General features: G+C 36.0%; 15 protein-coding genes. 13 read left to right on the top strand and 2 right to left on the bottom strand.

The genetic code is table 11. The features are described from left to right. The first annotated feature begins 93 nt into the window (after positions 1–93). Positions 94–456 carry a GNAT family N-acetyltransferase gene (locus MKX67_RS15030; protein ID WP_095372704.1) on the top strand — a complete coding sequence of 121 codons (363 nt, stop codon included), beginning with the start codon at positions 94–96 and terminating at the stop codon, positions 454–456. 13 nt (positions 457–469) lie between these two features. Here MKX67_RS15030 and MKX67_RS15025 read toward each other — a convergent pair whose 3' ends face one another. Continuing rightward, positions 470–982 (bottom strand): DUF309 domain-containing protein, encoded by a 513-nt coding sequence (locus MKX67_RS15025; protein WP_095372705.1) that lies wholly within the window; start codon positions 980–982, stop codon positions 470–472. 111 nt (positions 983–1,093) lie between these two features. Further along, positions 1,094–1,228 carry a YjcZ family sporulation protein gene (locus MKX67_RS15020; protein WP_095372706.1) on the bottom strand — a complete coding sequence of 45 codons (135 nt, stop codon included), beginning with the start codon at positions 1,226–1,228 and terminating at the stop codon, positions 1,094–1,096. 216 nt (positions 1,229–1,444) lie between these two features. Between MKX67_RS15020 and MKX67_RS15015 the strand changes: the two genes are divergently transcribed. The 12 genes from MKX67_RS15015 to ccsB all read left to right on the top strand — a co-directional run bounded on the left by MKX67_RS15015 (position 1,445) and on the right by ccsB (position 12,032). Beyond that, on the top strand, positions 1,445–2,197 hold the full coding sequence (locus MKX67_RS15015; RefSeq protein WP_095372707.1) for a segregation/condensation protein A: 753 nt from the start codon (positions 1,445–1,447) through the stop codon (positions 2,195–2,197). Further along, complete coding sequence (scpB, locus tag MKX67_RS15010; RefSeq protein WP_095372708.1) at positions 2,198–2,779, top strand: SMC-Scp complex subunit ScpB; 582 nt, start codon at positions 2,198–2,200, stop codon at positions 2,777–2,779. Positions 2,780–3,002: 223 nt separating this feature from the next. Next, positions 3,003–3,359, top strand: coding sequence for a hypothetical protein (locus MKX67_RS15005; RefSeq protein ID WP_095372709.1), 357 nt, complete (start codon positions 3,003–3,005; stop codon positions 3,357–3,359). Between the two features lie 72 nt (positions 3,360–3,431). Continuing rightward, a complete protein-coding gene (locus MKX67_RS15000; RefSeq protein ID WP_095372710.1) occupies positions 3,432–3,920 on the top strand; it encodes a YpuI family protein in 489 nt (162 codons plus the stop codon). A 171-nt stretch (positions 3,921–4,091) separates the two neighbouring features. Next, positions 4,092–4,973 (top strand): superoxide dismutase, encoded by an 882-nt coding sequence (locus MKX67_RS14995; RefSeq protein WP_095373652.1) that lies wholly within the window; start codon positions 4,092–4,094, stop codon positions 4,971–4,973. A gap of 290 nt (positions 4,974–5,263) precedes the next feature. Further along, positions 5,264–6,406, top strand: a complete 1,143-nt coding sequence (locus MKX67_RS14990) for a D-alanyl-D-alanine carboxypeptidase family protein (RefSeq protein ID WP_095372711.1) — start codon at positions 5,264–5,266, stop codon at positions 6,404–6,406. Continuing rightward, positions 6,399–6,986, top strand: a complete 588-nt coding sequence (locus MKX67_RS14985) for a nucleoside recognition domain-containing protein (protein WP_342488423.1) — start codon at positions 6,399–6,401, stop codon at positions 6,984–6,986. The genes MKX67_RS14990 and MKX67_RS14985 overlap by 8 nt, the downstream gene beginning before the upstream one ends. A 5-nt stretch (positions 6,987–6,991) precedes the next feature. Then, complete coding sequence (locus tag MKX67_RS14980) at positions 6,992–7,522, top strand: spore maturation protein (protein WP_095372713.1); 531 nt, start codon at positions 6,992–6,994, stop codon at positions 7,520–7,522. A gap of 266 nt (positions 7,523–7,788) precedes the next feature. Beyond that, entirely contained in the window at positions 7,789–8,520 is a 732-nt protein-coding gene (gene rluB, locus MKX67_RS14975) for a 23S rRNA pseudouridine(2605) synthase RluB (protein ID WP_095372714.1), read from the top strand. Between the two features lie 134 nt (positions 8,521–8,654). Beyond that, positions 8,655–9,179: a thiol-disulfide oxidoreductase ResA gene (locus tag MKX67_RS14970; protein WP_307313012.1), complete on the top strand. Its 525-nt coding sequence runs from the start codon at positions 8,655–8,657 to the stop codon at positions 9,177–9,179. 19 nt (positions 9,180–9,198) lie between these two features. After that, positions 9,199–10,842, top strand: a complete 1,644-nt coding sequence (locus tag MKX67_RS14965; RefSeq protein WP_095372715.1) for a cytochrome c biogenesis protein ResB — start codon at positions 9,199–9,201, stop codon at positions 10,840–10,842. Positions 10,843–10,844: 2 nt separating this feature from the next. Then, positions 10,845–12,032, top strand: coding sequence for a c-type cytochrome biogenesis protein CcsB (ccsB, locus tag MKX67_RS14960; protein WP_095372716.1), 1,188 nt, complete (start codon positions 10,845–10,847; stop codon positions 12,030–12,032). Positions 12,033–12,110: the final 78 nt, after the last annotated feature.

Genomic DNA, 12,110 nt, shown 5'->3' with positions numbered 1-12,110 from the left:
CAATCTATAGATACATATGATAAAATAGTTTATGTTAGTTGTGAAATGGAAATAATAGCAAATAAACGGTTTTACTAATAATGAGGGGTTATCATGTTAATACGCTATAAAAAGTCTTTTGAGAAGATTGCTATGGGACTTTTATCTTTTATGCCAAAAGAAAAAGTATTAAAGCAGTTGTTACAGACGATTAAAGAGTATGAAAGTGAAGAAAATCTGCAATTGTTTTTGTGGAAAGAAGACGAAGATATTATTGGGCTAGTTGGTGTATGCTTATCTGATCATCATATTGAAGTTCGTCATATATCAGTCAACCCTTCTCATCGTCAGCAAGGAGTCGGTAAGTCGATGATAAAAGCATTAAATGACACTTATCCACATAAAGAACTAACAGCGGACAATGTTACAGAAGCCTTTTTACAGAAATGTGAAGAGATAAATAAAGGCAGCGAATAATTTTCGCTGCCTTTTAGCGATGTCTTTGGAGGGCTTTCTCTCTTTCTGCGATGACATTTGACCGATCTCTTTTCATATGTCGATGAACAATTTCTTCGTTTTCAAGATTGCTTTCCTGTCCCCATCGGAATCCTTTAGAATTACATGTCTTTTTGACCTCATCTAATAAGGAAACATCGTTTATAGGGAAGTAATAGCTTTTATAAGGAAAGGCCTTATCAATTTCTTCTTGCATTGTGTGTATATCATTTAACAGTTGTTGATGGTCAATACCAAGTTGTTTTACTTCTTTTGGATATGACGAAAGAATAAATGCTGCTTTTTGCAATGTTTTTTTAGCACCATGAAAATTCCCTCTACGATGATGATAATTAGACACGGCGACTTGAATCAAGCCAACCCAGATGGATTGCTTGTTTCGATTGTCTACTTCTTTCCAATATTCCTCTAAAATTTCGTGGCATTCAAAATAATCACGATCGCCGTGATAATGAGCTAAATAGTCAATAAAAGCTTGGGGATGCAAAGTTACACTCCTCCTTCAAACATACAGTTGATTAATTTCATGGTATCATATAATAATGATGGAAAAAAGAAATGCCTGGCAAATTACAATGCCAGGCAATGTCTATTTACATTAAAATAACCAAGAAGCGCCTACGATAATAAGTAGGATGAAGAGAACAACGATTAAAGCAAAGCCTGCACCGAAACCGCCACCATAGCACTCTTCTTCTCTATGATGATTGTCACCATAATTTTCTCTGGACATATTTATACCTCCATTAGTACCTAATTGTCATTACCTTCTCATTGTATGTGCGTAGTTTGTCTCATGTTTGGGCTTAGGATAAAATAAAAAGTAAGTTTCTAAAAGTTGAAAAAAGAGTCCGTTGTTGAAGGAAAGAATTATGTTGGATTCGCTACGTTGAATCATCTATACTGTATAGAGTAAAGAAATAATTTTATAGAAATTTTGGTGGAACATATGGAGCATTATAATGTAAAGATTAACGCCTTCGAAGGGCCGCTCGATTTATTACTGCATTTAATTAATCGGCTCGAGATTGATATATATGATATTCCAGTAGCAGAAATTACTGAACAGTATTTAATCTATATACATACTATGCAAGAATTAGAGCTGGATATAGCAAGTGAGTATTTGGTTATGGCTGCCACGTTACTCGCTATCAAGAGTCAAATGCTACTCCCAAAGCACGAAGAAGATAACTATGACGAAGATATTGATATGGAAATGGAAGAAGATCCACGAGATGAACTCGTTGAAAGATTAATAGAGTATCGTCGTTTTAAAGAAGCAGCCGAGGACTTAAAGGAACTTGAACAAGAAAGAAGCTTATTATACACAAAAGCACCGAGTGACCTTTCTGACATGGCAAAAGAAGTGAAAATGGAACAGACCCAAGTCGACGTATCGCTTTACGATATGTTAGGTGCGCTGCAAAAGTTATTAAGAAGAAAAAAATGGAAAGAACCACTTGCAACGAAAGTAGCCAGGCAGGAAATTCCGATTGAAAAAAGAATAGACGAAGTTATACGTACACTTAGAAAAAGTAATGGCCGTAAAAACTTTAATGATTTATTTACTGCACATTCTAGAGAAGAAGTTGTTGTAACCTTTCTAGCTGTTCTAGAGTTAATGAAAAGACAGGCTGTGCTCGTTACACAAGATAATAACTTTGCAGAATTGTATGTAGAAGTAGCGGAGGGAAAGTAAGTGAGTAAGAAAGAAAATTGGAAAGCCATTTTAGAAGGGCTTTTATTTGCAGCAGGAGATGAAGGACTTAATTTGAAATCGATTGCTTCGGTATTTGAAGTGAGTGATCAAGAGGCAAGTGAAAGAATGAATCAATTAATGACTGAGTTAGCAAATAACCAAGGACGGGGATTACAAATCATTGAAATTGGTGGGTCGTATCAATTAACGACTAAAAAGGAATTAGCTGACTATTTAAAGAAACTCGTGGAAGCTCCTTCCTCCCATTCTTTATCGCAAGCTTCTTTAGAGACATTAGCAATTATTGCTTACAAGCAGCCCATTACAAGAATTGAAATCGAGGAAATTCGTGGAGTGAAGACAGAAAGACCATTACAAACACTTGTGGCAAAAGCATTAATCAAAGAAGTAGGAAGAGCTGAAGGTAATGGTCGTGCATATTTGTATGGCACGACAAAGGGTTTCTTAGATACATTTGGATTAAAAAGTTTAAAAGAGCTGCCAAAGCTACCTGATCAAGGAGACGAAGAGTTTGAGCAAACAGAAGCAGATTTGTTCTTTGATACATTAAATAATGTATAAGTGAAATAATTCTGAACAATCAACAGCTCATTTATGTTAATATAAAAACATTAAGGGTGATTTACTTGTTTAGCATAATTAAACACCAAAGGCATATATACATAATGTCAGATGGTACAAAAGAAAATTATTTCCCTTAATAAATTTATGTCATCAGCAAACTTCATTATTATCAATCACGATGCTTATCAAAAAGTAGATTGAATCTGAAGGAGGGTTCTGATTGTTCATTCTGCAATCGAAAGGATGGTCGCTTGAAAAAACTCTTCCTAATTCCTTCGAAGATTTTTTTAATAAAAGTGAAGTCATTTATGAGGAAGATGGAGAGGAAAGAAAATTCACATTAACTTATTTGCAGTACTTTGAAGAAAAGCTTGATCAATTGACATCATATGAACAGTCAGTAAGTGATAGAACTTTTAAGGATATTGCAGCGCTAGCTTCTCTTCTCAATCATCCGGAATTGAAGCTGAGAAAACGGTTATTTATAAGTGATGAGACCGCTTTTATACGGTTATTTGAGGGATTTGATTTTAAGCAAATATCTAACATAATAGAAACAATGATGCAGAATAAATGAAGAGCTGATATAAACAAATTGGCTGAAGAACGAAATGGATAAAAGAGTAGCTAAATATACGGGAGGAAAATGATGGGAAATTCTATAGTTGAATCACAAATGGAAGATGTGCAACAATTCCTTAGTAATACGGTAAGCACTTTTGAGAACTTCTTAAATGAAACAACCTTGTCGGTACTTAAAGAGGAAGGACAGGGTGATGAGCGATATTATAAAAGCATTTTATCGAATTTGAGAAAGCTTCTAGTGTTTTGCGAGGAAGGTCATGAAGCATGTCGCATCATACTCATGAGTGATCAATTTCAGCGGGGAGCAGCTGAGCAAACATTGTATAAACTTTACCATCATTGTATTGAAGAGTTTTTCTCACCTAAAAATGATGCGTGGTATGAGAATAGTCGTTCAGCGTATACAGGAAAGAATTCAATTCGTTTTCATCACGAAGTACCCGTTCGCCTTGAGAACTTATTTAGAGGATTAGAAAGCGATTTCCAAAAGATAAGAGAAGAACTAGAATACTACGAAACAGATTATCGTACAAAAATGATGCAATCAAAATAAATATTGAAATACTTTAGAATGAGCTAAGGCACGGACAAATTTGTTCGTGCTTTTTTGTGTCTATAGCGTTCAAAATGATAAGCATCATGTAGAATGGCTAAAAAACGATATTATTTATCATTACTATACATATGATGTAGTGAAGAGGAGGGATTTAGCTTGAATCATCGTATGAATGAATACTTAAAGAATGTGTTTCAATGGAATGAAGATATGAGGGCTTTTTTGGAGAGTGAAAATATTGAAGAGAGCAATGAGCTATGGGATAAACTTGATCATATGACAGCCATTATGGAGACAATTGATCATAGTATGGGAGACAAGGAAATAGAAGAAATTCACGAAAAAGTAGAAGAACTTCACGGTGAGATGGAACAGTATTTCAATCACCGATTATCACTTGGACAAATTTATGTTAATGAAGTAAGTGTTCAAGCTGGAAAGCATGAACTTCCACCTTTACCTTATGGATATAATGCTTTAGAACCGTATATCTCAGAAGAAATCATGAGATTACATCATGATAAGCATCACAAAAGTTATGTGGATGGACTGAATAAAGCAGAAAAAGAATTAGAAAAGGCGAGAAATTCGGGCGATTTTTCTCTAGTTAAACATTGGTCAAGAGAATTGGCTTTTAATGGATCAGGCCATTATTTGCATACGATATTTTGGGGAAATATGAGTCCGCAAGGTGGTGGAGAACCTACGGGGGAATTGAAAAAAGAAATAGTCAAATACTTTGGTAGCTTTGAAGCTTTTAAAAAACATTTTACAGAAGCGGCAAAGCAAGTAGAAGGTTCAGGTTGGACTATTCTTGTTTGGTCTCCGAGAGCTAGACATTTAGAAGTATTACAATCTGAAAAACATCAAAACTTAACACAATGGGACACGATCCCGTTACTTGTGTTAGATGTTTGGGAGCATGCCTATTATTTACAATATAAAAATGACAAAGGTGCTTATATTGACAGTTGGTGGAATATTGTAAACTGGGACAATGTTTCAAGAAGGTTTCAAAAAGCACATGAAATGAAATGGCAGCCTTTTTAAGAAAATAGCACAAGAAAACAGGCAGTTGCTTATGTTTTTTACACCCCGCAAGAGTATTGAGCTCTCATCTCTTGCGGAACCTCAATCATAGTCAGTCAACAAAGTCCAAGTGATCCAACAGTTTACAATACCTGTATCCTTACCCCAATTTGAATGAAGTTCAACTCCTTTCGATGAAGGTTGATAAAATACAGCCTACTAATTTATGAACCGATCGCCATGAATCTGTCATAACAAAACTTGTCCTGCATAGAATTGTACAAACCATAAAATGAGACGGGGTTTGTGCGATGAAGAAATGGAAAAACCTAATCACTATTCTCATAATGTCCACCTTATTGCTTAGTTTAAGTCCACAACTAGTAGAGGCGAAGCCCTCTGTTAGTGCTAGAAATGCAGTATTAATCGAACAGGAATCAGGTAGAATTATTTATGATAAGGCAGCCAATGATCGAAACCGGATTGCTAGTATAACAAAAATTATGACAGCAATATTGGCGATTGAATCAAATAAGCTAGAAGAAGATGTGAAAGTAACTGATACGATTTTAAAAGCAGAAGGCTCATCCATTTATTTGAAACCGGGGGAAGAAATCAAACTAGAAGATTTGGTTTATGGCTTAATGCTTCGCTCGGGTAATGATGCGGCAGTTGCGATTGCAGAGTATGTAGGCGGAAGCTTAGATGGCTTTGTGTATTTAATGAATCAGAAGGCTGAAGAAATAGGCATGACAAATACGCATTTTGAAAATCCACATGGGCTTGACGATCATGAAAATCACTATTCAACTGCCTATGATATGGCGTTACTTACTCGCTATGCAATGAAAAATGAGACGTATCAAAAAATAGCAGGGACAAAATCTTATCGATCTGAAAACAGAGATTACAGCTGGAATAATAAAAATCGTTTATTGACCCAGCTTTATAAATATACAACTGGTGGAAAGACTGGTTATACAAAAAGAGCAAAAAGGACTTTAGTAACAACAGCGACAAAAAACAATCTTGATCTAATTGCTGTTACGTTAAATGGACCGGATGATTGGAATGATCATATTGCTATGTATGAGGGTGCATTTGATCAATATGAACAAGTTGAAGTATTGAGTGAAGGGAGAATTAAGGGGGTAGAATATGCTTTCTACAAAGATAAGGTATCACTGCACTCCTCCTTTTCATACCCGGTAACAGAAAAAGAGAAAGAATCTTTTCGGATTAAATATAATTTTATTGAACCGAAAGAGAGTTGGAGAAAAGGTGAAAAATCACCTGAAATAGTAGGAAAAGCCGTTGTTTACTTAAATGATGAAGCAATTAAAACTTTGCCTATTCACTATAATCAGGCTGGAGTTAAAAAAGAAAAAGGAAAATTTTTTGATTACTTCAAACATCTGTTTATAAGGATATTAGGAGTACAACAACATGATTAATGTTATATGGGCAGGGTTAGCGATCATTGGTATCGTTTTTGCCATGATTAATGGAACTATAAGTGATGTAAATGAAGCGATATTTAAAGGGGCAAAAGAAGCAGTCACATTATGTATTGGTTTAATCAGCATATTAGTCTTTTGGCTAGGAATGATGAAAATAGCCGAACATGCAGGTCTATTAGACAAGCTGGCTAAACTATTTAAACCATTTATATCAAGACTTTTTCCGGATGTACCGAAAGATCATCCGGCAATGGGCTATATATTATCGAATATGATGGCCAATTTGTTCGGCTTAGGGAATGCTGCTACACCTCTAGGGATTAAAGCAATGGAACAATTAAAAGCATTAAATGGTGAAAGTACAGAAGCAAGTCGTTCTATGATCACATTTCTTGCCATCAATACATCAAGTATTACATTAATTCCAACAACAATTATCGCCATCCGCATGAATTACGGGTCAGCTAGTCCAACTGACATCGTTGGTACTACCCTTATAGCGACAATTTGTTCGACCATTTCCGCTATTTTGATTGATAGATACTTTTATTACAGGAGATCACGAAAAGGATGAGATAGATGGAAATAGTATCTTTAATTTCTCTTTGGTTTATTCCCGTACTTATAGGTTTTATATTAGTCTACGCGACGTTTAAAAAAGTACCGACTTATGAGAGTTTTGTAGAAGGTGGGAAAGATGGCATTAAAATTGCTATCTCAATCATTCCTTTCTTAGTAGGTATGATGGTAGCTATTGCTATCTTTCGAGCATCAGGTGCATTAGAATATTTTCTTGATTTCATCAGACCATTATTTGTGGCTATCGGGATTCCAGCAGATGTTGTCCCACTCGCTATTATTCGTCCAATATCAGGTAATGCTGCCTTAGGAATGACAACTGATTTAATAGCTGAACACGGACCAGATTCATTAATTGGAAGAATGGCATCTGTCATTCAAGGGAGTACAGATACAACCTTTTATGTATTGACTGTTTATTTTGGAGCAGTCGGTATTAAGAAGATGGGTGATGCGTTGAAAGTTGGCCTATTAGCAGACTTAGCAGGTTTTATCGCTGCCATCCTTATTGTATTACTTGTCTTTTCATAATGTAGTCTTTTATTTATAAAAGAGGAAGCTGAACAAATTTGGATCATTTGTTTGGCTTTTTTTTGTGCAGTGTGATAACAGCTTACTACAATGCTTCTTTTATGTTAGAATTGCCTACTAACTGTTCAAATTCAAAGAGAAGGGAATGACTATTGTATACTTAGTTTAAAAATCTACAATTTGGTTAAAAAATGCGCTCTTTGAAAAAACTTGAACTTATGGCATAATTCATATGGACAGTAATAGAGATTTTGAGGTGACTGATAATGGAAAGATTACAGAAAGTCATAGCCCATGCAGGGGTTGCATCTAGGAGAAAAGCGGAGCAACTTATTGTAGATGGCCGTGTAAAGGTTAATGGTAAAATTGTAAAAGAATTAGGGGTGAAAGTGACACCTTCTGATAAAGTCGAAGTTGATGGTATCCCGGTTGAGGGTGAAGAGCCGGTTTATTTTCTTCTATATAAGCCAAGAGGTGTATTATCAAGTGTTGCGGATGACAAAGGTAGAAAAGTGGTAACCGATTACTTTGAACATGTGAAACAAAGAATTTATCCAGTGGGTCGATTAGATTATGATACATCAGGATTATTATTATTGACGAATGATGGTGAATTCGCGAACTTGCTTATGCATCCAAGAAATGAAATTGAAAAAGTATATGTAGCGAAGGTAAAGGGCATTCCTTCTAAAGAAAGTTTAAATCATTTACAAAGAGGTGTCCGCTTGGAAGATGGAAAAACGGCTCCTGCACGAGTAAAAGTGCTTAGTAGTGATAAACAAAAACAAACAGCGATAATCGAATTAACGATTCACGAAGGCAGAAACCGTCAAGTGAGAAGAATGTTTGAGGCTGTTGGTCATCAAGTGCAAAAGCTTAAAAGAGAAAGATACGGATTCCTTCAATTGAACGGACTTTCAGCTGGCGGGGCAAGAGAACTTACAGCACATGAAGTAAAGCAATTTAGGGCATTAGCTAAAAAGAGTACAGGTAAATAAATGAAAAAGTCATAGAGTTGTCACATTTCCTTCACACCGTTTACAAGGACTGTTTTCATACTAGTGATATAATAAATACCAAATTGTTAAAATAATGCTAAAAATTTGTGTCTTAACTTTGGGAGGAATTTTTCATGAAAAAACGACGGCTCGTTATGAGGACAGCGATATTAGTGATTCTATTTGCAGCCGTTGCTTACACGCTATATGCAAACTTTAATAAGGATAATGTGCATAAAGTACAAATAGGTAAAGAAGCTCCTGATTTTGTATTAGTCGATATGGATGGAAAAGAGCATCAATTATCTGACTATAAAGGCCAAGGCGTTTTTTTGAACTTTTGGGGTACTTGGTGTAAGCCTTGCGAAAAAGAAATGCCATTTATCAACAATCAATATGAACAATTTAAAGATCAAGGGGTTCAAACAATCGCAGTAAACATAAGTGAATCGAATCTAGCAGTGAATAAGTTTATTGAAAGACATGGCATGACTTTTCCGGTAGTCATTGATAAAAATGAAGATGTAAAGGCAGCATATGGAATCGGTCCTTTGCCTGCGACTTTTCTCATTAATCCTGAAGGTGAAGTCGTGAAATATCATACGGGGACTTTGACAGAACCAATGGTAAAAGATTTTATGACGCAAATCAAACCGTAATTATTGGGGAGTTTTTATGATGAAACAAGTAAAGTGTGAATGTGGCCATGTAAACCCTCATGGTACAGTCCTATGTGAATCATGCGGTCGTGTGTTAGTAGAAGAAGAGAAAAGTAAAAAGCTCGTTGATATGCGTTATGAGGGCAGTGCGAGAAGGTCACAAACGTACAACAAAACAATTATTGATAAAATATGGAACTTCTTTTCTTCTGTTAAAGTAGGGGTAACTTTAATCATTATTACATTAGCCGCTTCAGCAATTGGTACCATTTTCCCGCAAGAAATGTATATACCGCCTACAGAAAATGCATCCGTTTATTATGAGGATCAATACGGGTTTGCTGGGGAAGTGTATTATACGTTAGGATTTCACAACCTGTATAGCTCATGGTGGTATTTATTGCTCATTGCTTCAATTGGCGTATCTCTGGTTATATGTAGTCTTGATCGTGTCGTACCTCTATACCGTGCCTTGAAAAAACAAAGAGTCGATCGGCATGAAGGGTTTTTAAAACGCCAAAGATTATATAGAGCTACAACCTTGGCTTCTGTAGAAGAGGATTCATTTGAGAAAATCAAGGCGAAACTAAAGGAAAAACGCTACAACATAAGAGAAGAGAATGGGAGTATACTTGCTGAGAAAAATCGATTTTCAAGATGGGGCCCTTATATAAACCATATTGGGTTGATTATTTTTTTAATTGGAGGCATGTTGCGTTTTGTGCCAGGAATGTATGTTGACGAATTGCTATGGATCCGTGAAGGTGAAACAGTCGTTATCCCAGAAACAAAAGGCGAGTATTATCTGGAAAATCACGAATTTATTCTAGAAACTTATGAAAAAGAAAAAGAAAATGAAGCGTTTTCAACAGCGATAGAAAACAATGGTACAGTCGCGAAGAACTTTCAAACAAATGTGAGCCTTTACAAAGAATCTGGAGAAACAATTGCAGGGCAAGACCCAGAACTAGAAAAGGTAGAAGACTATGAATTAAGGGTAAATGAACCTTTAAAGTTTGAACAGTTTGCTCTTTATCAACAAAGCTATAAACTAGGTGAGCTAAGCGAAATGTCGTTTGCTTTAACGAATAAAGAAACAAATGAAGAATTTGGTCAAATGACGATTGATTTACATAACCCACAAGATGAATATACATTTGAAAATGGATACAGTGTTGAGCTAATGAGCTATTTCCCTGATTTTGAATTTGATGAAAATTCAGAGCCAGTCACGAAATCACGCGTGCCGAACAACCCAGCGTTTATCTTTAAAATGTTCTCACCCGAACATCCTGATGGAGAAGTTAGCTTCGTTGCTATACAACAAACGATTGAACCATATGGTGATAATGACTTAAAGATGGCCTTTAAAGGAGTAGACACGCAAAATGTTAGTGCTTTGACCGTAAGAAAAGACTTAACACTTCCTATTCTAGCTATAGGTGGTCTCATCTTCATGATTGGTGTCGTGCAAGGTGCATACTGGAACCATCGCAGAATATGGGTTAGAAGGTTAGGAGATCAAGTTTTAGTTGCGGGTCATACAAATAAAAATTGGCACGGACTTAAGAGAGAGATCACCCATGTATTTGATGGTAGTGGTATTCAAGAACCGATTGACCAATCAGATGAAACAACAAATAAGAAGGGTAAGGAGGAGTAATAATGGTTGCATTAAGTGGAAATTTATTATTTATCGCCTTTTTGCTCTATTTAGTAGGCACGGCTTTTTTTGCCGGTTCGATTAAGGACAAGAAAGCAAGAGAAAAAGATCATGGACCAAATAAGTGGGCAAAAATAGGTGTTACGATAGCGATTGCCGGATTTATATGTCAAGTAGGTTATTTTATTACAAGATGGATAGCAGCTGGACATGCACCAGTAAGTAATTTATTTGAGTTTACAACATTCTTTGGCATGTGTTTAGTTGGGGCGTTTATTGTCATTTATTTTGTTTATAAGCTTCCTGCCCTTGGGTTATTTACATTACCAGTGGCACTTCTCCTTATTGGTTATGCTGCCATGTTCCCAAGGGACATTACACCATTGGTCCCATCTCTTCAAAGTAATTGGCTTCATATCCATGTAACAACAGCAGCGTTAGGACAAGCGATTTTAGCGATTAGCTTTGTTGCTGGCTTAATCTATTTAATCAAAGCAGTGGATCATACGAAAAAAACAAAAGAGGCAATCTGGTTAGAAGTTGTTCTCTTTGGAGTTGTCTGTACACTAGGTTTTATTATCATTTCTTCCGTATTTGGGGCAACAGGCTATAAGTCAGAGTTTCATTGGGTTGATAATAATAATGTAGAAGAAACGTTAGAATATCACTTACCTGCTCTCGTTGGGCCTCATGAAGGTGAACATTTAACGCCGGATAAATTTAGCCCATTGGTGGAGACTCCTGGTATCATTAATGCCAAAAAGTTAAATACTGTTTTATGGTCATTGTTTACAGGAGCAATTCTCTATTTGCTATTTAGGTTATTTGTTAGAAAACGAATGACGCTAGCCTTGCAACCACTAACGAAGAGAGTAAATTTAGATTTAGTCGATGAAGTAGGTTACCGATCTGTCCTAATTGGTTTTCCGGTGTTTACATTAGGAGCGTTAATTTTTGCCATGATATGGGCACAGATCGCTTGGTCGCGATTTTGGGGCTGGGATCCTAAAGAAGTGTGGGCATTAATTACTTGGTTATTCTATGCAGCATACCTCCACCTCAGATTATCAAAAGGTTGGCATGGTAAAAAATCTGCTTGGCTCGGTGTAATTGGGTTTATTATTATCATGTTTAACTTAATTGTTGTCAACTTAGTTATTGCCGGGTTGCATTCCTATGCAGGATCGTGAAAATTTTGCTAAAATAGAATTGAGCATTAAGGTAGTGCTAGATTTTATGCCTTCACTTCACATGTAGTGGAGTGAAGG

It is taken from the genome of Cytobacillus sp. FSL W7-1323 (assembly GCF_038595015.1).
GTDB classification, from domain to species: domain Bacteria; phylum Bacillota; class Bacilli; order Bacillales; family Cytobacillaceae; genus Cytobacillus; species Cytobacillus kochii.
The sequence above is the reverse complement of the archived record's forward strand: the minus strand, read 5'-3'. Positions and strand labels throughout refer to the sequence as shown.